The organism is Clostridium beijerinckii (assembly GCF_008705175.1).
Classification (GTDB): Bacteria; Bacillota; Clostridia; order Clostridiales; family Clostridiaceae; genus Clostridium; species Clostridium beijerinckii.
On record NZ_CP043998.1, the window covers coordinates 567675 to 591614 of the forward strand.

Annotated in this window: 22 protein-coding genes and 1 tRNA gene; 18 read left to right on the forward strand and 5 right to left on the reverse strand. The window is 28.2% G+C overall.

The window, feature by feature from the left end:
- Positions 1–18 precede the first annotated feature (18 nt).
- The 4 genes from moaC (at position 19) to F3K33_RS02840 (ending at position 2725) form a co-directional block, all read left to right on the forward strand.
- Positions 19–495 carry a cyclic pyranopterin monophosphate synthase MoaC gene (gene moaC, locus F3K33_RS02820; RefSeq protein WP_039770343.1) on the forward strand — a complete coding sequence of 159 codons (477 nt, stop codon included), beginning with the start codon at positions 19–21 and terminating at the stop codon, positions 493–495.
- A 62-nt stretch (positions 496–557) separates the two neighbouring features.
- Positions 558–1535, forward strand: a complete 978-nt coding sequence (moaA, locus tag F3K33_RS02825) for a GTP 3',8-cyclase MoaA (protein WP_039770340.1) — start codon at positions 558–560, stop codon at positions 1533–1535.
- A gap of 2 nt (positions 1536–1537) precedes the next feature.
- The gene (locus F3K33_RS02830; RefSeq protein WP_039770339.1) at positions 1538–1966 is read left to right on the forward strand and encodes an MOSC domain-containing protein; all 429 of its coding nucleotides are present in this window, start codon (positions 1538–1540) and stop codon (positions 1964–1966) included.
- 378 nt (positions 1967–2344) lie between these two features.
- Positions 2345–2725, forward strand: coding sequence for a RidA family protein (locus F3K33_RS02840; RefSeq protein WP_039770337.1), 381 nt, complete (start codon positions 2345–2347; stop codon positions 2723–2725).
- A gap of 97 nt (positions 2726–2822) precedes the next feature.
- Here F3K33_RS02840 and F3K33_RS02845 read toward each other — a convergent pair whose 3' ends face one another.
- On the reverse strand, positions 2823–3890 hold the full coding sequence (locus F3K33_RS02845; protein WP_039770335.1) for an NAD(P)H-dependent flavin oxidoreductase: 1068 nt from the start codon (positions 3888–3890) through the stop codon (positions 2823–2825).
- Positions 3891–4142: 252 nt separating this feature from the next.
- On the opposite strand from F3K33_RS02845, the gene F3K33_RS02850 reads away from it, so the two are divergent.
- From F3K33_RS02850 to F3K33_RS02890, 10 genes are all read left to right on the forward strand, one after another.
- Positions 4143–4217 (forward strand) — tRNA-Trp (locus F3K33_RS02850).
- A gap of 353 nt (positions 4218–4570) precedes the next feature.
- Positions 4571–5587: a hypothetical protein gene (locus tag F3K33_RS02855; protein ID WP_039770333.1), complete on the forward strand. Its 1017-nt coding sequence runs from the start codon at positions 4571–4573 to the stop codon at positions 5585–5587.
- Between the two features lie 214 nt (positions 5588–5801).
- Positions 5802–5993: an alpha/beta-type small acid-soluble spore protein gene (locus F3K33_RS02860; protein ID WP_011967823.1), complete on the forward strand. Its 192-nt coding sequence runs from the start codon at positions 5802–5804 to the stop codon at positions 5991–5993.
- Between the two features lie 231 nt (positions 5994–6224).
- Positions 6225–7358, forward strand: a complete 1134-nt coding sequence (locus F3K33_RS02865; RefSeq protein WP_039770331.1) for a metallophosphoesterase family protein — start codon at positions 6225–6227, stop codon at positions 7356–7358.
- Positions 7348–7470, forward strand: a complete 123-nt coding sequence (locus tag F3K33_RS26930) for a hypothetical protein (protein WP_274596493.1) — start codon at positions 7348–7350, stop codon at positions 7468–7470. Before F3K33_RS02865 ends, F3K33_RS26930 begins: the two co-directional genes overlap by 11 nt.
- A complete protein-coding gene (locus tag F3K33_RS02870) occupies positions 7460–10195 on the forward strand; it encodes an AAA family ATPase (protein ID WP_039770329.1) in 2736 nt (911 codons plus the stop codon). The genes F3K33_RS26930 and F3K33_RS02870 overlap by 11 nt, the downstream gene beginning before the upstream one ends.
- Before the next feature lie 109 nt (positions 10196–10304).
- Complete coding sequence (locus F3K33_RS02875) at positions 10305–11201, forward strand: metal ABC transporter solute-binding protein, Zn/Mn family (protein ID WP_011967826.1); 897 nt, start codon at positions 10305–10307, stop codon at positions 11199–11201.
- A gap of 504 nt (positions 11202–11705) precedes the next feature.
- Positions 11706–13496, forward strand: a complete 1791-nt coding sequence (locus F3K33_RS02880) for a MutS family DNA mismatch repair protein (RefSeq protein WP_023973730.1) — start codon at positions 11706–11708, stop codon at positions 13494–13496.
- 47 nt (positions 13497–13543) lie between these two features.
- On the forward strand, positions 13544–14455 hold the full coding sequence (locus tag F3K33_RS02885) for a 3'-5' exonuclease (protein WP_011967828.1): 912 nt from the start codon (positions 13544–13546) through the stop codon (positions 14453–14455).
- A 118-nt stretch (positions 14456–14573) separates the two neighbouring features.
- On the forward strand, positions 14574–15023 hold the full coding sequence (locus F3K33_RS02890; protein ID WP_011967829.1) for a CBS domain-containing protein: 450 nt from the start codon (positions 14574–14576) through the stop codon (positions 15021–15023).
- A gap of 186 nt (positions 15024–15209) precedes the next feature.
- Here F3K33_RS02890 and F3K33_RS02895 read toward each other — a convergent pair whose 3' ends face one another.
- Genes F3K33_RS02895 through F3K33_RS02905 form a run of 3 tightly spaced genes read right to left on the reverse strand, consistent with a single transcriptional unit; the run spans position 15210 to position 17139 of the window.
- A complete protein-coding gene (locus F3K33_RS02895) occupies positions 15210–15869 on the reverse strand; it encodes a hypothetical protein (RefSeq protein WP_023973729.1) in 660 nt (219 codons plus the stop codon).
- A 10-nt stretch (positions 15870–15879) separates the two neighbouring features.
- On the reverse strand, positions 15880–16530 hold the full coding sequence (locus F3K33_RS02900) for a PspA/IM30 family protein (protein ID WP_011967831.1): 651 nt from the start codon (positions 16528–16530) through the stop codon (positions 15880–15882).
- Positions 16531–16551: 21 nt separating this feature from the next.
- Positions 16552–17139: a hypothetical protein gene (locus tag F3K33_RS02905; RefSeq protein WP_207715502.1), complete on the reverse strand. Its 588-nt coding sequence runs from the start codon at positions 17137–17139 to the stop codon at positions 16552–16554.
- Between the two features lie 457 nt (positions 17140–17596).
- On the opposite strand from F3K33_RS02905, the gene rpsA reads away from it, so the two are divergent.
- Complete coding sequence (gene rpsA, locus F3K33_RS02910; protein ID WP_039770326.1) at positions 17597–18751, forward strand: 30S ribosomal protein S1; 1155 nt, start codon at positions 17597–17599, stop codon at positions 18749–18751.
- Between the two features lie 72 nt (positions 18752–18823).
- Here the strand turns inward: rpsA and pyk are convergent, their stop codons facing one another.
- On the reverse strand, positions 18824–20242 hold the full coding sequence (pyk, locus tag F3K33_RS02915; RefSeq protein ID WP_011967834.1) for a pyruvate kinase: 1419 nt from the start codon (positions 20240–20242) through the stop codon (positions 18824–18826).
- Positions 20243–20405: 163 nt separating this feature from the next.
- Between pyk and F3K33_RS02920 the strand changes: the two genes are divergently transcribed.
- The 3 genes from F3K33_RS02920 to F3K33_RS02930 all read left to right on the forward strand — a co-directional run bounded on the left by F3K33_RS02920 (position 20406) and on the right by F3K33_RS02930 (position 23839).
- Positions 20406–21863: an aminoacyl-histidine dipeptidase gene (locus tag F3K33_RS02920; protein ID WP_023973726.1), complete on the forward strand. Its 1458-nt coding sequence runs from the start codon at positions 20406–20408 to the stop codon at positions 21861–21863.
- A 365-nt stretch (positions 21864–22228) separates the two neighbouring features.
- On the forward strand, positions 22229–22822 hold the full coding sequence (locus tag F3K33_RS02925; protein ID WP_023973725.1) for a C40 family peptidase: 594 nt from the start codon (positions 22229–22231) through the stop codon (positions 22820–22822).
- Between the two features lie 342 nt (positions 22823–23164).
- Positions 23165–23839 (forward strand): hypothetical protein, encoded by a 675-nt coding sequence (locus F3K33_RS02930; protein ID WP_023973724.1) that lies wholly within the window; start codon positions 23165–23167, stop codon positions 23837–23839.
- Positions 23840–23940 lie beyond the last annotated feature (101 nt).

The following is a 23940-nucleotide window of genomic DNA, read 5'->3' on the forward strand; positions in this document are numbered from 1 at the left end:
AAAAGGAGGAGAATATTAATGGATTTAACTCACTTTGATAATAATGGAAATGCAATAATGGTTGATGTAACCAATAAAGAGGTGACAGAAAGAACGGCTATGGCAAAAGGAAGAATAAAAGTAAATAAAGATGTATTTGATGCAATAAAAAATATGACATCCAAAAAAGGAGATGTTTTAGGTGTTGCAAGAGTTGCAGGAATAATGGCAACTAAAAGAACATCAGAATTAATACCAATGTGCCATGTTCTCATGATCACAAAAAGTAGTATCGATTTTGAATTGTTTGAAGAAAGATTTGAAGTTGAAGCTACATGTACTGTTAAAGTGAATGGTAAAACCGGTGTTGAAATGGAAGCATTAACAGGAGTATCAGTAGCGCTTCTTACTATATATGATATGTGTAAAGCTATGGATAAAAATATGGAGATAAATAAAATTTATTTGCATAAAAAAACAGGTGGGAAAAGTGGAGATATAGAAAACAGTAGATAGATACAATTTTATAAATAATGGAGTATAGGATCAATTTAAGTATATAAGGAGGTATACTGATTTTGTTAGATTTATATGGACGTAATATAGATTATCTTAGGATATCTATAACTGATAAATGCAATTTTAGGTGTAAATATTGTATGCCAGAAGATAGAGTTGCTACTTTAATGAATAATGAAATTTTAACTTTTGATGAAATTATTAAAATCTGCAAGAGTGCCTCCAAATTAGGAATTCAAAAGATTAAAGTAACTGGTGGGGAACCACTACTTAGAGATGATGTTACAGATTTAATAAGGTCAATAAAAGAACTTCCACTTGTAAAAAATGTTACATTAACTACAAATGGAGTATTTCTTTATGATAAAATTCATGAATTAAAAAGTTCAGGAATTGATAGTATAAATATTAGTTTAGATACTCTAATAAAAGAAAAATTCAACGATATAACTAGAAGAGATAAATTTGATGAAGTTATTAGAGGTATAAAAGAAGCTCAAAATATAGGAGTAAAAATAAAAATAAATAGTGTTCCAATTAAGAATTTTAATTTTGATGAAATAGTAAATATTGCAGCTATAAGTAAAGATAAAAATATAGATGTTAGATTCATAGAAATGATGCCTATTGGATTAGGAGAATCCTTTGAAGGAATATCAAGCATAGAAATATTAAATATACTTGAGAAGGAGTATGGAAAATTCTCAAGATTAAAAGTAGCTAATGGTAATGGGCCAGCCGTATATTATAAGAATGAACAATTTAAGGGACATATAGGATTTATAAGTGCAGTGAGTAATGAGTTTTGTGAAAATTGTAATAGAATTAGAATTACCGCTGATGGGTTCTTGAAACCATGCCTATGCTACGGTACTGGACTAGATCTAAAAGGTTTAATTAGAAATGGAATTAATGAAAAAGAATTAACAGATGAAATAAAAAGAGGTATATTAAGTAAACCAGAACAGCATGAATTTAATAAAGAAAAGAAATCTAGCAATATTGAAATAAAGAAAATGTCACAGATTGGAGGATGATTATGGGGAAAGTAGTAGCTGTATGCATTAGTGAAAAACGTGGCACGCAAAAGAAGAATATTCAGGAGGGAAAATTTATAGAAAACTTTGGAATAGAAAGTGATGCTCATGCAGGAGATTGGCATAGGCAAGTAAGCTTATTGTCTTATGAAAAAATAGAAGAATTTAATAATAAAGGTGCCAATGTAATAGATGGAGCTTTTGGTGAAAATCTTGTAGTAGAAGGAATTGAATTTACCAAGCTGCCTATCGGGGCAATACTAAGATGCAACGATGTTGTTTTGGAAATTACTCAAATAGGAAAAGAGTGCCACAATCACTGTGAGATTTATAAGAAAATGGGAGATTGCATTATGCCTAGAAATGGTGTGTTTGCAAAAGTTATTGTTGGTGGAAAAATAAGGTGTGGAGATGAAATGAAAGTTGTATAGAGTAGGAATAGTAACTTCAAGTGACAAAGGATATGCTGGTGAGAGAGAAGATAAAAGTGGAAAAGCCACTGCAGAAATAATAAAGAAATAAGGATATAGGATTAAAGTTTATAAAATCCTTACAGATGAACAAAAAAGTTTTACGTGATGAAATACAAAACTTATGTGATAATAATATTGTTGATTTAACTATAACAAAATAGTTGAGTATGGCTAATCATATGTATTAAGAGTGTATATATTAAACGTATAGCATAATATGAGTTTAATTGTAAATAAGAGATAAAACTTAAGGAAAATGTAAGATCATTCTTAAATTTTCTTTTAAGGTTTTAAATAAATAAATTATTAAATTAATTTGATGTGGAGGAATTAAAAATGTTAAAAGTAACAAATACAAAAAAGGCGCCAGCAGCAATTGGGCCATATTCTCAGGCGGTAGGCTTTGGAAATATATTATTTACATCAGGACAAATACCGTTAGATCCATCAACAGGTGAGGTTGTAGGAAGTAATATAGAAGAGCAGGCAACTCAGGTAATGAAAAATATATCGGCTATATTAGAAGCTAATGATATTAATTTTGAAAATGTAATTAAGACTACTTGCTTTATTGCAAATATGAGTGATTTTGCTAGCTTTAATGAAGTATATGCTAAGTATTTTATTAGTAATCCAGCACGTTCATGCGTTGCCGTAAAGGAGCTTCCTAAAGGAGTACTATGCGAGGTTGAAGTAATAGCTTTCAAAAATGTATAGTTTATAGATGAAATGCTAAAATAATATTATTGTAAATAAAATAGACTATCTCAAAGATATCCTCGTGATAAGGAAGTTCTTTGAAATAGTCTATTTTTTAAGCTTTCTTAATTTCAGATACTAATTCATCCATAAGCTCTTTTACTGTTGTGATTTTTGTTATTCTGCTTGCATTCTCACCACAGAATATGAGACCTTCATCAAGGTTACCCTTTACTGCATTTATTAAAGCCTTGCTTATACAATAAGGTGTGTTAGCAGGGTTACAAGGTGTTAAACAATTATAACAATGAGTTATTTTCTCTCTCTCAGAGCTAGTTCTTTTTACAAATGTATTCTTCATAGCTCTACCTGGCATTCCAACAGGACTTTTTACTATTTGAATATCATCTTTGTTACAATTAACATAGGCATTTTTAAACTCATCCGAAGCATCACATTCTTCAGTTGCTACAAATCTAGTTGCCATTTGAACGCCGCTAGCACCTAATTTTAAATATTTAGCAATATCATATCCATCAAAAACACCACCAGCAACTACTACTGGGATTTCTTTATTATATTTTTCAGCGTACTTCTTTGTTTCATTTATTATATCTACAACAGATTTATCAAAATCTAAATTTTCATCTTCTAACTCTTCAACTTTAAAGCCCAAATGACCGCCAGCTTTTGGTCCCTCAATTACAACAAGATCTGGAGCTACATTATCGTGCTTATCCCAAAGTTTCAAAATTACTTTTGCTGCTTTTAAAGAAGAAACTATTGGTGCAATCTTTACAGAGGAATTCTTTACTATTTTAGGTAACATAGTAGGAAGTCCTGCACCAGAGATTATTAAATCAACTCCAGCTTCTATTGCAGTTTTTATATGATCTTCATAATTATTAGTTGCTACCATAGCATTAATACCTATAATGCCATTTACCGCTTTAGCCTTAGCAATAGTAATATGTTTTTTTAAAGCCCTTAAATTCGCCTCTAAAGGGTTCTTTTCAAAGTCATCTTCATTATAACCAAGTTGCGCAGCAGAGATGATTCCAATTCCACCAGCGTTAGCAACAGCAGCAGCTAAATTAGAAGATGAAACACCAATTCCCATACCCCCTTGAATAATAGGAATAGGAGCAACTAAATTTCCAATTTTAAGAGAATTAAAATTCATTTTACATATATCCTTTCACGAAAAATTCGACAATAAAATATTTTGACTATCAAAGTATTATATTTTATTATAAAATAATATGAGTAGTTAAACAAGAAGTATTTAAAAAAACTACTATTTAGTTAAGTTTGTTTGGTGCATTGGGGTGTTAAGATTATTATAATAATTTATTGATTTGAATGATTACTAAAAATTAAAATAATAAAATTGTTGACATAAATGATAAACACATGATACAATACTTAATGTCTTAGGGGTATGGCTCAACGGTAGAGTAGTGGTCTCCAAAACCATTGGTTGTGGGTTCAAATCCTACTGCCCCTGCCACAAAGGTCGTAGTACGTTGTACTACGGCTTTTTTATGTACAAAAATGTATGGTTATAAAAAAATATATTTTAGAGTTACAGAAATGCATCTGATTGGTTTGTATATCTGTGTAAATAATTGGCTAAAAATAAGTAAAAAGAGAATAATTTAGTATAAAATGTAGAAAATAACTTGACCTTTCCCAGAAAAAGTATATAATTTTATTAATATAATGAACTATATGTAAACATAAATAATTATGTATTTATAAAAACTATTTTGTGTCTTGTGAATGAGCTATTATAAAATACATTCAATATTTGAATATTGAAGACATATTATGGTAATAATCCATTGTGAGGTGGAATACGATATGAATAAATTAGTTTTGCTAAACGAAGTTAGAAAAAAAGGAATAGAGAATAAAAATAGATTGGCAAAATCAACTAATAATACTATTAATGAAAAAGAAAGCAATAAGTCCTATATATCTTTTAGAGAGAAGTTTAATTGCTTCAAAGAAGATGATGAAGCTAATAACTCGAAAATAAGATATAATGAGGAATTCAATAAGAATGGTGGTATAAAGAACCTAAATAAAATTATTGAGAGAATTTTTTTGTTAAATAATACAACAATAATTGAGCTTGTAAATTCATTATATAATGATGATTTAAATATGGATGCGAGAATGAAATATAATAAGACTAAAAAAAATATAGATATAAATGAAGATATTAAGTTAGAAGATTCAAATTATGATTTGAAGATACTAGCAGAAGATGAGTATAGGAAGTTTGAATACAGGGTACAGTTTCACGCTAACGATGCTGAAAATATAGCAATAATGATAACTAAGGTAAATTTATCGAATAATAACAATGTAATAAGCCTTAATGCAAAAAAGAGGAAAAGTGTAAATAAAAGTGAATATGCTTTGAAGGATAAATATTCTAAATCCATGATAATATTGAATTCCAATATTGAAGTTCCTGATGTGTATCCAATTAAATCAGAAGCTAAGGAAAAAAATCTAGATTATACAATTAATATAATCAAAGGATGGAAATATGATTTTAAGCAATTAAGCGAAAAAAACATGTATTTACTATTTCCATTAAAAGCATTAGATATTAGAAAAAGATTATTAAATATGAAAGAAGACTTAATGTCAAAGGATTTAATTAAAGATGAAGTGTATAGATTCTTTAAGGATATGAATAAGTATTTACAAAGAGGCAAGGCTGATAATTTAATTACAGATAAAGATATTATTGAATTGAATTCAATAACCATTGATTTGCTAAATTCTTTTATTAAAGATAAGAGTGATATATTTACTGATATAAAAAGAGATATAGAAACAACATTTAAAGAGATAGTTGTATAGAATAAATTGAATTTAGTAGTGCAATAGTAAAATCGATAAATTTATATTGAGTAGAGATTCCTATTTTAATATTTAATAGAGGATAAATATTGAAGAATGTCCTTATATTAATGAGAATAATAAATAATCGTAAGGTTAAAATACTATTATCGGTAGATAAAATTTTTAGAGTTTTGTTTACTGATTCTATCAATTAGCCGAGGAGGGGATCGTTATGTCAAACAACAATAATAGGACATTAGTTCCAGAAGCAAGACGTGGCTTGGAAAAATTCAAGGACGAAGTAGCTCAAGAACTAGGAATACCATTTAAAGAATACAATGGTAACTTGAGTTCTAGACAATGTGGTTCAGTAGGCGGAGAAATGGTAAAAAGAATGGTAGAAGAATATGAACATAGAATCTAATGAAATTTTATAATTTAATATTGTTTCTATGTATGTTAGGATAATCTAATCATATTCTAAAAAATGGGAGATGTATTATACAAAGGTATAATACATCTCCTGTTTTTTGAGTAAATATTATATAGAGGTTTGAATTATAAACGTGCATAATAATCATTTTGGACTGTTCGCAAATTTCGTGGTAAAATTAGAACAAAAGTTCGTTATATAAAAAAGTTTAGGTGTGATAGTATGAGAAAAATTAAAATTTTACATATAGCAGATATACATTTTGATACTCCTTTTAGTGGAATGACACCAAAGCTAGCACTAAAGAGTAAAGAAGAATTAAAACAAGTTTTTGAGAACATAATGCTAATAACTTTAAATGAAGAAATAGATATTTTACTAATAGCAGGAGATGTATTTGATAATTTATCTGTAAAGAAAACTACACTTCATTTTATAAAAAGCTGTTTTGAAAATATTAGCAAGGTAAAAGTTTTTATAAGTCCTGGAAATCATGATCCTTTTAATGAAAAATCTTTCTATAGCATTGTAGATTGGCCAAGTAATGTTCATATTTTTAAAGGAAGTGTTGAAAAAGTAATATTAGAGGATTTAAAGACTGTTGTTTGGGGAGCTGGGTTTAATACCACACATGTCAGTAAATCCTTGTTAAAAGATGTTGAAAGAATCAACGGATATAACAACATAATGGTTATACATGGAGAAGTTTCTAGTGTAAAGGAAGGAAATAATTACAATCCAATTATGGAAGAAGATATAATTAAAAGCGATTTGGATTATATAGCACTAGGACACAGACATAAGTTTTCGGAAGTTAAGAAGATAGGTAACACATATTACAGTTATAGCGGATGCCCTCAAGGAAGGGGGTTTGATGAGCTTGAAGAGAAAGGAATAGTATTATTAGAGATTAAGAATAGATTTGTAGAAAGCCGGTTTATTAGAACATCAGTAAGAAATTACTATGAGAAGGGAATAAATATTGACGGGTGCTTTGGATATAACGAAGTAAAAAATAGAATTATATCAGAAATACCTAAGGATGATAGAAAGAATAATTTTTATAAGATTATTTTAAAAGGGCAAATATCTGATGAATTTTCATTAAGTGAAGAATTACTTGAAGAACTACTTAAAGATGAATTCTATTTTGTGAAGATTATTGACAAAAGTGAAATTAAGTTAGATATAACCGAATTGATAAAAGGGTACTCATTAAAAAGCATATTTGCAAAAAAAATATATGAAGAGCTACAGAATGTTACAACGGAGGAAGATAGAGAAATTATTTCTTTGGCTTTAAAGATAGGAATTCAAAGCATCTCAGGTGAAGAGGTAAGAATTAATGAGATGTAAATTGATTAAAGAGAGATTTATAAATTATAGAATTAATACATTCGAAAATAGTATCGAAAGAAATTGTATTCAAGTAAGTTTTATGAAAGAGGTGAAAGCTTTTGATAGTTAAAAAAATAAATATAAAAGCTTTTGCAGGGATTAAAGATAAAAGCCTAGATTTAAGCAGAGGATTCAATTTAATTTATGGAAAAAACGAAAAGGGAAAAAGTTCAATTGAGAATTTTATCAAGATATGGTTGTATGGGATTGAAAATTCTAGAAGTAAACTAAACGATAGAAAAAGATACATGCCTCTATCTGGAGAGAATATTTCTGGAGAATTAATGATAGAACATGAAGGAAAAAGCTACATTATAAAAAGAAGATTTGGTATAACAAAAAAAGAAGATGAATGCGAAATCTTAGATGAAATAACGGGAGAGAGCTTACAAATAGAATATAGAAATGAGCCGGGAAGGTATTTCTTCGATATAAATTTATCTACTTTTATAAAGACGTTATTTATAGGACAATTAGGAGTAGTTATATCTAAAGATAAGGAAGAAGAAATAATGGAGAAGCTAACCAATGTTTACAATGTTGGAGATGAAAATACTTCTGTAAAAAAAGTAATTGAGAAATTAGAAAAGAAGAAGAAGCAATTGCTAGGAATAAGAAAAGGTGGAGAGATTGATTTATTAAAAGAGAAAAATAATTCACTAAAAACAGAGTTATGGGAAGCATATAAATTAGCTGAAGAAAACGTGCAAAATGAGGAAAACTTATTAAGGAAGAAAGATGCTAAAAGCAACATAAAAGAACAAATTCAAAAGCTAGATTTATATAAAAAGTACATTAAGAAGATAAAACTTCAAAAAGACTACAAAGAAATAAGTAGCTATTTAGTTAAAGGGGAGCAGCTTAAAAGAAAACAGGATGCAATAATCGAAGAACTTAAAAAGGGTGAGGAATATATAACAGCTGAATATTTGGATGAAATTAATGAAAGGTGTGCTAGATATCTAAGTTTATTAGACGTAAAACAAGAAAAGTTAAATAAACTTTATAAATCAGAAGAAGAATTAAGAGTAAAAAACGAAAAAATGATAAATTATAAAGTTTTTTCTTCGATGGGAAGTAATATAAAAGAAAAAATATATACATTAAAAGTTGACCAGAGGAATTTAGAAGAAAAACTTAATGATATCATAAATATAAAAAATTCAATAGCTGGATTCAAGATGGATATAAGCAAGCAGGCTTCTAGCATTAGTAACTTAGATTTTATAAAAAATAATAGAGAAGAAATAGAGAGATTACTTAATTCTTATAAAGAAGGATTAAAGGAATTAAAATATAAAATGGAGAATCAGGATTATAGTAAGTCGGAAGGAGACTTAAATAGCTTAAATAAAAAAATAAATTGTATTTATTTTATTGGAGCAATTTGCATTTCTGCTTTTATATACAGTATGTTGAAGCAAATAATTCCCATTATGATTATATTTATACCTATATTTATTATAATAGGAATAGTATATTTCAAATATTCCTTATTAATTAAAAGTTCAGAGATTTTTAGGAAAAATAATATATCAATTGATGAGCTAAAAGAAAGAATAGAAGAATATGAAAAAAGATTAGATGTTTATATAAAGAAAACTAATTCAGTATCTTATGAAGATTTTATTAGTAAGATAAATCAATATGATAAGTATATAGATTATAAAGATAATATGATTTTATTAATAAAAAATAAGGAAGAGGAGATTAACAGATACGATATTACTAAATTAAAATCAAATTATAATAGAAATAAAGGTGTGATAGCATCTTTGTATAATGTTTTAGGATGCAAGTCTTTAGATGAGGTGCTAGAACAATTGGAATTCTATGAAAAACAAAAAGAAGAAATACTTATAAAGGAATACGAGATTAATACAATTAATAAGGATATAGAAAATATAAATGAACAATTAGCTGATAAAGATGATGAGATAAGAAAAAAAACTCATGTACTTGGATTAGAAAATATAGAAATAGTAGATATGCATGTTAAGTTGAGAGAGTATAAAGAAAAAATAAATAAAATGAATGAAATTAAAAGTGCATTGAAAAGTGTAGAGGAAACATATAAGGTTTTAATAAAAGATAGAAATATAGATGAAATAAAGGAAGAAATGAAACAAATTATTAGTCAGGACATAAACTATTCTTATGAATCTGAAGAAGAAATAGACTCAGAGATTAGAGCGAAGTCTAATGAATTGTTGAAAATCGAGAAGGAGATAAAGGATTTAGAACATCTTATAGAAAAAAGGTATTTAGGTAAAAGGGAGATTTCAGAGATAGAAGAAGAAATATTAATGAATGAAGAAAAAACTAAAAAGTTGGAGAAAGAATTTAAAGCATTAGAGTTAGCTAGTAATTTGATTCAAGAAGCATTTGATGAGATAAAAAAGAATATTGGACCAGATATGAATAAGAAAATTATAAAGAAATTTAATTTCTTAACAAATGATGATTACGAAGAAGCTAAGATATCAGAAGACTATAAGCTAAAGATTAGAAATAAAGGAATGCTATTCGAAGGGGAAATACTAAGCAATGGTGCTAAGGATCAACTGTATTTAGCATTAAGGTTATCATTTATAAATATGTTGTTTAAAAATAAAAGAATCCCAATATTTTTAGATGATGCTCTTGTCCAATATGATGATGAGAGAAGAGAGCGGGCACTAAATCTTCTTATGGATGAAAATTTTGAGCAAGTAATTTTCTTTACATGTCAAAAAATAGAAAAGATTATTCTTGATAGAAATAAGTATGATTATAATTTAATTAATTTGAATTGATAATACTATCCTAAATTAATATTTAACTAATCTTGACATATTTAAACTTTAACAGTAATATTATAAACAGAGTTGCAAATGCAAATCAGATGCAAACTGGAGGTATAATATGAAGAAGAAAATAATTTCGGGAGCGCTAGCGGTATTAGTAAGTTTTATGCTAATCGGATGTGGAGCTAATGCAAATACTGGAATACAAAACAAAACTGAAGATAAATTAAAAATTGCAGTTTCAATATATCCATTAAAAGAATTCGCAGAGAAGATAGCTGGTGATAAAGCCGATGTTATATGTCTAGTTCCTGATAATATGGAGCCACATGATTATGAGCCTAAAACCAAAGATTTTCAGGAATTAACAAAGAGTAATGCGTTTATTTATAATGGCTTAGGCATGGAAGAATGGGTAGGTCAAGTAAATGAAGCTATTAAGAATACTAATGTAATTGTTGTAGATTCAAGTACTGGTATAGAAACCAGGCAAGAGGGGGATGCGGTTGATCCACATGCTTGGCTAAGTTTAAAAAATGCTGAAATCCAATCAAGTAATATAAAAGATACACTAGTAAAGTTAGATGAGAAAAATAAGGATTATTATGAAGAAAACTACAATAAGTTTAAAGAGGAATTAGAGAGTTTATATAGTGAATATAAACCCAAATTTGATACATTAAGTAAGAAAAATTTCATAACAGGTCACGCTGCATTTGGATATTTATGCAGAGACTTCGGATTGACTCAAAAATCAGTAGAAAATTTATTTGCAGAGGGTGAGCCAACTCCTAAGCAATTAAAAGACTTAGTAAGTTTTTGTAAAGATAATAATATAAAGACTGTTTTTTCAGAGTCGTTAGCGAGCCCTAAAGTTTCGGAAACTTTAGCAAAAGAAGTTCAAGCTGATGTAGTTCCAATACTTACATTAGAATCAAAAGAAGATGACAAAAATTATATAGAAGCTATGAGATACAATTTGGATGAGATATACAAGTGCTTATCTAAAGAATAGACTAGATTAACTTTAATAGAGATTGAGGATTATTTTCAAGGTTATATTGGAAATAATCCTTTTAATTTTAATCCTTGGAGTTAATAAAATCACATATTAGGTAGATGTCTCTGACTTAAATAAAAAAATTATCTTAGTGTTTTAATAATATCTATAAGTTTAATGAAAAAATAATTTAAACAAAGGAATATAAATCGAATTTATTATGGTAATATTATACTTATAGAATATGTATTTTATATATGAATTACTCACTACATAAAGCTAAAATGGATATGAGGTAATAATAAAATAGATTGCACAAGATAACAAGGTAGGTTAAAATATCCTGAATTAAAAATAAGATATCTTAATGTGCTTTATTTTATTTGTGATATAGAATTGGAACAATAGTTTAATTTATATTAATCATTTGAGTTTTGTTTAAATTTAAATTACGAAGTTTAGTTTATAGTCAACAAAAAGATTGCTTATAAAAATAAAATTATTATGTTAGGAGGAATTATGAGTTTAGCAGAAGAATTTTATAAAGAGAACATACAACGATGTTTAAGACAAACAAAAGACCTGAACTATAAGGTGAAAATTATTGGATGGAGCAGGTTGTTTGTAGTGATTTTAGGGGTATTAACTGATTATATATTATATAGTCAGAATAAATTAAATCTAATATTGATCTCAACTATATTTTTTATTGGTATATTTATTGTTTTGATATTTTATCACAATAATATAATTCAATACAGAGAAAAGATAAATACGATAATGAAAATTAATGAGAAGGGAATAAAAAGATTAAGTGGTGATTTTACGAGTTTCGAGGATTCTGGTTCAGAGTATTTGGACTATAAGCATCCATTTATAGATGATTTGGACGTATTTGGCAATAACTCGATTTTTCAATATATTAATGATACAGTAACTAAAGGAGGAAGAGAAGAACTAGTAAAATTATTAAAAAATGAAGGGAATTTGAATAAGCTTGATATTGCTGAAAGACAAGAAGCTGTAAAGGAATTGAGTAGTAAAGCTGTCTGGAGGCAAAATTTAGTTCTTGAGGGCAGTTTGAAAAAATCAAAAGATATAGACTTAGATAACTTAATTAATTGGAGTGAAGGGACAGAATCATCAAGTCCGCTGAGAATTGTTATCGCATGTACTTTTATTTTAGTAACAATTTTCTCGATATATTTAGCAATAGTAAAGGTAATACCACAATCATTTCTACTTTTAAATCTTATGGTGAACTTTATCGTTGTTAAAGTGTTATCTAAAAGCATGGGTACAGAGATTAAATTATTTGAATCCATAAAAAATAGCATATATGGGTATAGTAAAATTTTATTTCTAATAGAAGAAGAAAATTTTGATTCACAATATTTAAAGAATTTACAAGGAAAGTTGAAAAGTGATAAATTAAGTTGTAAGGAAGAGATGAAAGCTTTTTCTAATATCTTGGATTGGATAGGAAATAGTTCATATAATGCATATTATCTGTTATTTAATATATTATTATTTTCTGATGTATTTCTATTAAGAAGTTTAGAAAAATGGAGAGAAAAGAATGGGAATAAACTTAAAGGCTGGTTAGAAGTAATGCATAAAATAGATGCATTAGTTAGTGTATGTAATTTGCCATTTGAAAATGAAAATTGGACGTATCCTGTTATTTTAGATAAAAATGAAATAACTGCAGTGAATATAGGTCATCCTTTATTAGGAGAAAAAGGAGTTGAAAATACATTTTCGATGACGGGTAATCAAAAGGTTTCTTTAATCACGGGTTCCAATATGTCTGGGAAAAGTACATTTTTAAGAACACTTGGTACTAATCTGGTTTTAAGTTACATCGGAGCACCAGTGCATGCGGATAAATTTTCTTGTGGAATTATGAAGATATACACTTGCATGAGAACAAAAGATAATTTAGAAGAGAATATTTCATCATTTTATGCAGAAATTTTAAGAATAAAAATATTAATAGAGGCGTGCAAAAGAGGAAAAAGTGTATTTTTTCTACTAGACGAAATATTTAAGGGAACTAATTCAAGAGATAGGCATACTGGTGCATCTGTATTGATTAAACAATTAATTAAATACGGAGGGGTTGGGCTTGTTTCTACTCATGACTTTGAATTATGTGATTTAGAAAATGAAAGTGAAGAGATAATAAATTATAATTTTAGAGAATTTTATGAAAATAATAAAATCAAATTTGACTATATTCTTAGAGAAGGAAGAAGTACAACACAAAATGCAATTCATTTAATGAAGCTTGCGGGGATAGAAGTATAAATAATTGAGTTTAAAGAATTAAAAATTAGCATTAGAAAGGATTAAGCATGGGGTACATTATTATTGACTTAGAATTTAATAATTTAAAAAATATAACTAATTATCAAAAAGATTTTTTTGAAAAATATGGCGAGTTTGATTCAATAAGTTTGGAAAATGAAATTATAGAAATAGGTGCAGTAAAAGTAGATAAATATATGAAACCTATAAAAGAAATTAGGGAATATATTAAGCCTAAAATATTTCCGGTAATTAATCCAATAGTAACAGAAATCACTAAAATAGATATGGATATACTTAATGAAAAAGGAGTATCTTTTGAAGAAGCTATAAGTAAATTAAAGGATATGTTTGAAGATGGAGATGTTTTATGTTCATGGGCAAAGGATGACGTTGCAGAATTAATTATTAATGCCCATCATTATAATTATAATGATTTAAGATGGTTAAACGAATATCTCGATATTCAAGAATATGTTACTAAAATTTTAGCTCATAAAAAAGCATTGGGGCTTAAGTCAGCTTTAGATGAATTAAAAATTAAAGTAGATGATACAAAATTACATGATGCTTTAAATGATGCAAAATATACCGTAGAGGTATTTAGAAGAGTATATAATTCTAGAGTGATAAAAAATTATATAGTTAAAGATATATATAATATGCCTGCCATACAGGTATCAGATCTTGAGAGTATAAAAATAAAAGAAGAAAAATTAATGCTAAAGTGTCCTAAATGTGGAAAAAAAATTGATTTACAAACTCCTATAAAGCTTTTAAATTGGAGATTTGCAGCTGTAGGCACTTGTCCGAAATGTAAGTGCAATGTTTTATGCGAAGTTCTGGTTAAAAAGACTCTTCAAGGAGAGAATGGATATAACGAAGTTAATAGTGTATTGAAAGATGAAGCGTACTTAAATTATATCTATAAGTTAGAGAATAGTGAGAAAAAAAGGTGATTTCAGTATATATTCAGAAATAAGTAAGAATTTAGTTAAAGAAATTTAATCCGAGATATGATAAAATAGTTTTGTGAAGAAGAACAAAACGAATACATTGAATGAAAGGATTTTATTTATGAATATAGCCTTTTTTCTTACACCAAAAAATGAAGTTATATGTGAAAATCAAGATGCAACTATGAAACAAGTTATGGAGAAAATGGAATGCTACGGATATACAGCTATTCCTATTATAGATAGAGAAGGAAAATATGTTGGAACGCTAACAGAAGGAGATCTATTGTGGAAGCTAAAAAATACACATAATTTGAATTTTAAAAACATAGAATCTGTTAAAGTTAAAGACATTTATAGAAAAACAACTCATAGGTCTGTTTCTATAACTTCAAATATAGAAAGCTTAATATCGTTAGCTGTAAGTCAAAATTTTGTGCCTGTAACAGATGATGATGGTACTTTTATAGGGATAATAAAAAGAAGCGATATAATAAATTATTGTTTCAATGAGATGGAAAAGAGAAAAGAATTAGAAATACAACAATTTTCAATGTATGATGAAGGTTAAAGTATTATAGATATAAGAATCATATTGATTTTGAAAATTTAAACTTATGAGTAACTAGTAAAAATGGAGATACGTATCTTTATTATAAAGATACGTATCTCCATTTTATTCTGAGAAAGATTTGCTTTTATAAATCAACTTCGAACTATAACTTTTATATTATTAGATAATAGATTTTTAATAGTACTACTCTGCATTTTGATAAGTTTCTACTACAAAATCAAATTCGTTGGGATCAGTTATCTCTCCGTAACTATCTTCTTTTATTCCAGGGTAATAGTATAGTACTAGCTTATCATTAGAGTTGTTGGAATTTTCTAGAAGAATATACAAATTATCTAAAGTACAGTCTTCAACGACAGCTAAAACATTATATTTTGAAGAGATACCAGTATCGTTGTTAGTAAGTTCTAGCATAAAATTATCAAATTTTCTTACATTGACTCTTTCTTTATCACAGGAGCAAATTAGAGAACTGCTTCTACAGCTTGAACATTTTTTGAAATTACAATCAAATGCACAACTCAAGCATTCACAATGAGAGCATTTTTCTAACTGTTTAAAGTTTTCTCTATTTTTAGCTTTAAAATCTTGAAGTAAGTTTATGCTAGGACTAGATTTAAACATTGAAAATAAGGATTTTTTCTTGCAGTCAGCTTCAGCAGAATCTAAAAGCTTCATATAGTCCTTAAGAATAGGTGACTTAGAGAAATATTTTCTTATCTTTGAATCTCTTTCTGAAATAAATGGGGATATTTCACTTATAGCATAAGTTATATCTGTATAAATTTTGCCCCAATACCTTCGTTCTTCGTTGATAAAATTTAGGTCCTTATCATTATCCATGTCTTATCACCTAATTAGATTTATATTTTGCTAATTCAAGATCCAAATCAACTTCATCTAATTTCTTAAATTCGCTATCAAAATCATCTAGGTCTCTTAATTCACCTAAACCTTGAGCAAGAGATTCTTTACGTTGAATTTTTCTTTCTATACTATCAATTTGTATTGAGTTATTTTTAGTTTGAACATTAGCAAGAACTTCATTAACTTTTTGAGAAGCTTCAGCATTTGCAAATCTTGCAGCTGCCTCATCTCTGTAACTCCTAGTTTTTGTTATTTCTTCTTCTAAAGCACGTAAGTTTGCCTTTAAAGTATCTGCTTGTATTTTAGCATTATCATAGCTTGCTTGTAGAGAAGCAGCCTTTTTATCTGTTTCAACTTTTTTAGCTAATGCTCTTTTAGCTAATTCTTCATTTCCTTTACTTAGTGCTAATCTAACCTTTTGATCATAATCTTCAGATTCCTTTTTAGCAGAATCTAGTTTTTTCTCAATTTCATGAACATTACCTAAAATTTGAGCTGAACTTAATTTTGCTTTATTGAATTGTTCATCCATATCTCTTAGTTTTTGGTCTAATAATTCAACTGGATTTTCCATTTCATCTAATGAGTTGTTTACTTTTGCCTTAATCATATTTGACATCCTTGAAAAAATTCCCATGCCTATACCTCCAAATAATTTTTATTTTCTTTTATTATTTAAATATTTTTTTATTAATATAATAGCTAGTACGAATACTCCAGCTAAAACTAAGGTGTTAATTAATGAACTTGCTGGTGAACCAAAATAAAATGGTCTATAAAAGTATCCTCCACCAAAGAATGGCCAGAATGAATGTCTGTTGGAACCACTATTATATGTTTGAGTATTAGTATTTTTATTATCATTTGTATTAGAAGAAGTTGAAGGGTCAGTGGTTCTACTTTTATCAGTTGTAGAATAAGAACCGCTACTAAATCCTTGTGATCCACCACTACTTGAAGATGAAGAAGAATTCTTTGAATTTGAGTTTGAAGAATCACTATTCGAAAAATTACCAGATTTAAATCCTTCACCACTCTTTGAACTACTTGAATCACCACTTGTGTTTGTTGAGGATTTACTAGAAGAACTTGATCCACTAAAAGATCCCGAACTAAATCCATTACTTGATTTTGAACTGCCAGAACTAAATTTGCTGCCGCTGGAGCTTGACCGACTGCTACTACCAGTTGATTTAGCAAAGGCGACTGTAGTATTGTTAGATGTATTTATACCTATAAATGACATAGCATCTAAAGATAAATTAGAAAATATAAATATGAATGTTAAAAATATAGTTAAAACATATTTTTTTTTAATCTTACGAATAGTGATCACCCCTTAAAAGATTATGTACTTATTATATAAAAAAGATTCCTTATACACAATATGGAAAAGCGATGAAAAAAGACTAAAAAGGATGATTATAATTGTATATCGTAATAAAGGTTATTATCTCTCTCTTATAATGGTTATTTCATATCTTTTTAAATGGTATTTGATACTGTATAATGAAATTGCAAATAATTTTGGGAATAATTAGATTAAAACAATATGGATTTTTATATTAAGATAATATGAGGATTAAATTTAAAATGATTATATTATAATTATATTTGTAGCACAGTAAACCGTACTTGTGTAAAAGATTCTATTAGACTATTATTGTAAGTAAGAAAAATTATAATGAGGAGTGAATTATACTATGTCCAATGAAGAATTAGAAAGCAATATGAGCGAACTTTTAAATCAATATGATGTAAAAAGACTAAATAGAGGAGATGTATTAAAAGGTAAGGTTATAGATGTAAACGATAAGGAGGTTTCGGTTAATATAGATTATGCTTTCGATGGATTAATAGCTAAAGAAGAGGTATCTATAGATGACAGGGATCCAATGGAAGTAGTCAGTAAAGATGATGAAATTTATGTTTATGTCATATCTCCAAATGATGGTGAGGGGTATGTTGAACTTTCTTTAATAAAAGCTTTAGAAATAAAGGATAGAGAAGAATTAAGTGAATGCTTTAAAGAAGAAAAGAATGTTAAAGTACATGTGAAAGAAGAAACTAAAGGTGGAGTGATTGCATATTATGGCAACATAAAAGTCTTTATCCCAGGCTCCCTTGCAAGTAGAGAAAGAATCCAGCTTAGTAATTTGGTAGGAAGAGATTTAGATGTTAGAATCACTGAATTAGACTTTAACAATAAAAGAGTTATAGCTTCAAGAAGAATTCTTGAAGAAGAAGAATATAACAAAAATAAGAAAAATATATGGGATGACTTAAAAGAGGGAGAGAAAAGAAACGGTGTTGTTAAGAAAATAGTTAAGTTCGGAGCATTTGTTGACATTGGAGGAGTAGAAGGATTAATTCATATTTCAGATTTATCATGGGAGAGAGTAAATAGGCCTGAAGATATAGTTAAAGAGGGAGATAAGGTAGAAGTATTTATAGGTAGTGTGGATAGAAAAAATGAAAGATTATCATTAATATTAAAAGATGTAACTAAAGAGCCATGGACAGTTCATAGCAATGACATTAATGAAGGAGATATACTTGAAGGAAAAGTTGTACGTCTTACTGCATTTGGCGCATTTGTTGAGTTATTTGATGGAATAGAAGGTTTGGTTCATATAACAGAGATTACAGATGAACATATTGCAAAGCCTTCAGATGTGTTGGAAGTTAATCAAAAAGTAAAGGTCAAGGTATTAAGTATCAATAGAGAAGAAAAAAGAATAGCATTAAGTATAAAAGAAGCTGTAGAAAATAATAAAGAATATCTTGATTATATTGACAATAGTGATGAAAGTGGAACCTCTTTGGGGGAGTTACTTAAAGGATTTAAATTTGAGTAGATTTACAGAAGTATAAATATGAAAAATAAGTATGGATAATCATCCATACTTATTTTATTTGGAGTATTTTAATTAAATCTTTTCTATTTTTAACATATTAGTTCCACCAGTTTGAGTTGTTGGCATTCCAGCAGCAACTATTATATCATCTCCAGGTTGTGTGAAATTTAGACTAAATACTGTGTTTTTAGCTTCTGTTAATATTTCATCTGTTGAGTTAAACATTTTACAAGGCATTGGGAAGATTCCAAAATTTAAGCTTAATCCTTTTCTTACTTGTTCGTAAGGTGTTATAGCTATGATTGGAGCCTTTGATCTGTACCTTGAAAGTAGTCTTGCAGTAGCACCGCTCTTAGTTGCTGCCACTATAGCTTTTGCATGTAAGATGTTAGCTGTTCTACATGCTGAATAACTTATTGCAGCTGCGTAGTCAGTAAGTGATGGTTCTCTAAGTCTTGCAGTTAAGTGATTATAATCTAAGTATTCTTCAGCTTCTTGAGCAATTTTTGACATTGTCTTTGCTGCTTCTATAGGGAAACAACCAGAAGCACTTTCACCACTTAACATAATTGCATCAGTTCCATCAAAAATAGCGTTACAAATATCACTTGCTTCAGCTCTAGTTGGAAGTGAATTTCTAATCATTGAATCAAGCATTTGAGTTGCAGTTATAACAACTTTACCAGCTTCATTACATTTTCTGATTATCATTTTTTGTATTATAGGCACTTTTTGAATTGGAATTTCAACACCCATATCTCCTCTGGCAACCATTACAGCGTCAGTTACTTCGATGATAGAATCTATATTATCTACACCTTCTTGGTTTTCGATTTTAGCTATTACCTTTATATGTTCCCCATGGTTTTCTTTTAGAACTTTCTTTACATCTAAGATATCACTGGCTTTTCTTATGAAAGATGCAGCAATAAAATCAACGCCCATTTTGCATCCGAATTTTATATCTTCTATATCTTTTTCTGTAATTGATGGTAATTTAATAACTACATTAGGTACATTTACACCCTTATGATTTTTAATTTCACCACCTACAACAACTTTTGTATGAATTGTTTTACCTTCAACACCAGTGACTTTAAATTTTAGAAGACCATCATCAACAAGAATTTTTCCGCCAACTTTTATATCTTGATAAAGTACATCATATGAGATTGAGCATCTTTTCTCATCACCAAGAATTTCTTCGCCACATATGAAATCGAAATCGTCACCGTCATTAAGAGTTACACCATCGTTTACAAAGTTATGAGTTCTGATTTTTGGACCTTTAATATCAAGAACTATAGCTGTTGCAGAGTTCATTTCTTTACTTAGACGTTGGATTAGTTCGATTTTTTCTTTATGTGTTTCATGTGTACCATGAGAAAAGTTTAATCTTGCAGCGCTCATCCCAATTTCAATGAACTTTCTTAAAGTCTCCTCATTATCACTTGCTGGACCAATAGTAAAAATCATTTTTGTTTTTTGCATATAAACACCTCACATTAAAATTTTGTATATATATTATAGTGTGTGAAATAATTAATCATAAAATAATAAAAATATACATAATATAGCAATATTTTATGATAAACTAAGAAAAGATATGTATAATCATATTCTATCATATAATTGATGAAAGGAAGAGAGTAGAATGAAAAATTTAGAGAATATTACGGGGAAAAGAATTTTTTATCATTTTAATGAAATAAGTAAGATACCAAGAGGTTCTGGAAATGAGAAACAAATAAGTGATTATTTATTGAGTTTTGGAAAGAGTTTAGGATTAGAATGTATTCAAGATGATGCCCTAAATGTTATTATTAAAAAACCTGCATCAAAAGGGTATGAGAAAGCTCCAACAGTTATAATCCAAGGTCATATGGATATGGTGTGTGAGAAAAATAACGATAAAATTCATGATTTTGAAAAAGATCCAATAAGTTTAGTAGTCAAAGATGATTATATATATGCAGATAATACAACTCTTGGAGGAGATGATGGAATTGCTGTTGCTTATGCGATGGCAATATTAGAGGATACATCGATAGAACATCCGGCTATAGAGGTATTAATAACAACAGATGAAGAAACAGGAATGACTGGAGCTAAAGCAGTACGATCAAAAGATTTAGATGGAAAAATTGTTTTGAATTTAGATTCAGAAGAAGAAGGAAAACTTTGGGTCAGCTGTGCTGGTGGAATTAGAACTGAATCTACTTTGCCCATTGAATGGACAAATAAAAAAGAAAATACAAAAGAATATGTGATTGAAGTTAAAGGATTAGCTGGAGGACATTCAGGAGCTGAAATTCATTTAGAAAGAGGAAATGCAAATAAATTAATGGCAAGAGTATTAAGAGAAATCTTAAATAAGGTATCTTTTAATTTAGTTTCATTAAAAGGTGGAGCAAAAGATAATGCAATACCAAGAGAAGCTATGGCGGTTATTTCAATTGATCAATCAAAGGAAAAAGAATTGATTGAAGCTAAAACAAAGATAGATAGTGATATTTCTAAAGAATTTACCAAAAAGGACCCAGGACTTAAAATAACATTATTAGAAAGTCAAGAAAAAATAGAAAAAGTATTTTCAGATGATACTACAGCCAAAGCAATTAGCTTATCATATTTGTATCCAAATGGTGTAAACACAATGAGTTCTGAAATAGAAGGATTAGTGGAAAGTTCATCAAATCTTGGAGTGGTAACAACCAATGAAAGTGATATAAAATATCATAGTGCTGTTAGAAGTTCTGTGTTTTCATTAAAAGAAGAAATAGTTGAAAGAAATAAATGTTTAACTGAAATTATGGGAGGTACATTTGAGTCTGCCGCAGGATATCCAGAATGGCCATATAAAAGTGATTCAAAAATAAGGGATATATGCAAAGATGTATACCTTAGAATGTATGGAAAAGAAGCAGAAGTTGTAGCTATCCACGCTGGATTAGAATGTGGGATACTTAAGGAAAGACTTGGAGATTTAGATATGATTAGTTTTGGTCCTAATATCATTGATATACACACTCCAAATGAACATTTAAGTATATCTTCTGCTTGTAGATGCTTTGAATATTTAGTAGAAGTTCTTAAGGAAATTAGAAATTAGTATAAAAAATTAATTAGAACAGTAAGTTAACCAGAAAATTTATTGGATAACTTACTGTTTTTTTTATTATTCTCATGATTTTGAGTTTTAAGTTTATTTATAAAAAAGATAATGAGTAAGAAATAACAAAATGTAAAACAAAAGTTAGAAAATTATAAATTTACAGTAAATGACCATTATTGATAGCAATATTGAGAAAATTAGAGATATTTCGGTATAAATAAGAATATAAAAGTATAAAAAGTTTGACCTTTACCTAGCTTATCACTATACTAGAAACATGTTTTAAAATTTGCAGTTTGGTGTAAACGATAACTAAGATGCCTTTTAGGGTAATATAGATTAGGTATGGAGAGGAATTTAAGATGAAAATTAAAAATAATAGGATTATGAAATGTGTAATTACAACTTTTATTTTTTCGGGGGTTTTTCTTATTAATATGCAACATGCCAAAGCTGATACTACATTAACACATAATAGAGGAATTACAATTAAGACTAGTGAACTTAAAACAGCTAAAGTGATAAAAGCACCATCAGATTCAGAAACAGTATCAAATGGTGAAGATTCAGCATCAAGAGGAGCAATTAGTAAGGGAAATGAAGTCGTAAATTATGCATATAAGTTTTTAGGAAAGCCGTATGTTTATGGAGCGGTTGGTCCAAATGCTTTTGATTGTTCAGGATTAACACAATATGTTTATAATAAATTTGGTGTAGATATATCAAGAACTACATATACACAAGTAAATGTAGGGACTAAAGTAGATAAAAGTAATTTAAGAGCTGGTGATTTAGTTTTTTTTAATACAGAAGGTTCAATTAGCCATGTGGGCATTTATATTGGGAACGGAGAATTTATACACGCACCAAGATCTGGAAAACCAGTAATGGTAAGTTCATTGTGTGATGGATACTATTCAGAAAGATATGCTACTGCAAGAAGAATTTTTTGCTAATGGATGTAGTTAACTTAAGATACTAAATGTAAACATAATTATAGTTAAAAATGATATATAAGTATGCTTAGGAATGAATGAATGTTTCTTTCAATAGCTTTAATATTGTTAATATATAAGTTTAGATTTTTAAAATATTCCCTATATAATATTTTTTATTTAACATAATTCATATATGTGTAACTTACAGAATAAATATTAATATATAAGAAATCTGAAAAAATAGCAGGTCAAATATATATAATATTATTCTGTTTTATAATGTTTTCTATAAGTTTTGATAACATATAAAACTTAACTTTTTGACACGCTATTTTTAGAATGTTCAAAAGGGGGGAGACTATGAGATACACAAGATATGAATATAAAAAATCAGGCAGGATGAAATTTTTATGTAGTGTTGTCGTTATCGTTGGGATATCTATAGTTGGAGGAGTGCTTATTAGCAATGTTGTCTTTGATGGGAAGAGTGTACAAAACGTAGGCATAAATAGTTCAAAATCTTCAACTCAAGGTGACTATAATGGTGCAATAAAAAATATCATCGCACTGCAATGTGGCTATTATTCAAAAGAGGAGAATGCAAAAGAGTCACTATCTGCAATATCAAAATACTGTCAGCCATTTATAGTAGAAGATGATGGGAAATATAGAGTTTTAGCAGGAATATACAATGAGGAGGATGGCTTAAAGAAGATAGAAGAATTCAAGTCCAATAATATTGATGTCGCTAAAATTAGTTTAGGTGCCTCTAGTGATGACTTGGAAAATAAAAAGCTCATAGAAATTATGAATGGATTTTTGACAATTGTGAATAAGTTACAAGATAATCAGGTGAAAAGTATAAAAACAGCAGAATTTAAAGCCTGGACGGATGGAATTGTAAATGAAGGAAGCACAGCCAAATCAAATAAGATAAGCCAATTATATGATTATATAAAAAATCTGCCTGATGAAATGGATAAAACGAACAGTAGTAATGATATGCAGGAGTTATATAAACTTATTAAAAATTGAAAGATTTAGTTAATAATTATTACAACAAAATTACATTTATATAAAAAAACTTATAACTTAATATAACACACTTGTTTAAGAACATCTTAAATGATAAACTA

Excerpts from the sequence above, each read along its gene's own strand:
- F3K33_RS02860 (WP_011967823.1), top strand. The coding sequence starts at position 5,802 with ATGTCAAACAACAATAATAGGACATTAGTTCCAGAAGCAAGACGTGGC.
- F3K33_RS02920 (WP_023973726.1), top strand. The coding sequence starts at position 20,406 with ATGAAAAATTTAGAGAATATTACGGGGAAAAGAATTTTTTATCATTTT.
- F3K33_RS02895 (WP_023973729.1), bottom strand. The coding sequence starts at position 15,869 with ATGGATAATGATAAGGACCTAAATTTTATCAACGAAGAACGAAGGTAT.
- F3K33_RS02930 (WP_023973724.1), top strand. The coding sequence starts at position 23,165 with ATGAGATACACAAGATATGAATATAAAAAATCAGGCAGGATGAAATTT.
- F3K33_RS02880 (WP_023973730.1), top strand. The coding sequence starts at position 11,706 with ATGAGTTTAGCAGAAGAATTTTATAAAGAGAACATACAACGATGTTTA.
- F3K33_RS02830 (WP_039770339.1), top strand. The coding sequence starts at position 1,538 with ATGGGGAAAGTAGTAGCTGTATGCATTAGTGAAAAACGTGGCACGCAA.
- pyk (WP_011967834.1), bottom strand. The coding sequence starts at position 20,242 with ATGCAAAAAACAAAAATGATTTTTACTATTGGTCCAGCAAGTGATAAT.
- moaC (WP_039770343.1), top strand. The coding sequence starts at position 19 with ATGGATTTAACTCACTTTGATAATAATGGAAATGCAATAATGGTTGAT.
- F3K33_RS02890 (WP_011967829.1), top strand. The coding sequence starts at position 14,574 with ATGAATATAGCCTTTTTTCTTACACCAAAAAATGAAGTTATATGTGAA.
- F3K33_RS26930 (WP_274596493.1), top strand. The coding sequence starts at position 7,348 with ATGAGATGTAAATTGATTAAAGAGAGATTTATAAATTATAGAATTAAT.
- F3K33_RS02855 (WP_039770333.1), top strand. The coding sequence starts at position 4,571 with ATGAATAAATTAGTTTTGCTAAACGAAGTTAGAAAAAAAGGAATAGAG.
- F3K33_RS02875 (WP_011967826.1), top strand. The coding sequence starts at position 10,305 with ATGAAGAAGAAAATAATTTCGGGAGCGCTAGCGGTATTAGTAAGTTTT.
- F3K33_RS02865 (WP_039770331.1), top strand. The coding sequence starts at position 6,225 with ATGAGAAAAATTAAAATTTTACATATAGCAGATATACATTTTGATACT.
- F3K33_RS02925 (WP_023973725.1), top strand. The coding sequence starts at position 22,229 with ATGAAAATTAAAAATAATAGGATTATGAAATGTGTAATTACAACTTTT.
- F3K33_RS02885 (WP_011967828.1), top strand. The coding sequence starts at position 13,544 with ATGGGGTACATTATTATTGACTTAGAATTTAATAATTTAAAAAATATA.
- F3K33_RS02905 (WP_207715502.1), bottom strand. The coding sequence starts at position 17,139 with ATGTCATTTATAGGTATAAATACATCTAACAATACTACAGTCGCCTTT.
- F3K33_RS02840 (WP_039770337.1), top strand. The coding sequence starts at position 2,345 with ATGTTAAAAGTAACAAATACAAAAAAGGCGCCAGCAGCAATTGGGCCA.
- rpsA (WP_039770326.1), top strand. The coding sequence starts at position 17,597 with ATGTCCAATGAAGAATTAGAAAGCAATATGAGCGAACTTTTAAATCAA.
- F3K33_RS02845 (WP_039770335.1), bottom strand. The coding sequence starts at position 3,890 with ATGAATTTTAATTCTCTTAAAATTGGAAATTTAGTTGCTCCTATTCCT.
- F3K33_RS02900 (WP_011967831.1), bottom strand. The coding sequence starts at position 16,530 with ATGGGAATTTTTTCAAGGATGTCAAATATGATTAAGGCAAAAGTAAAC.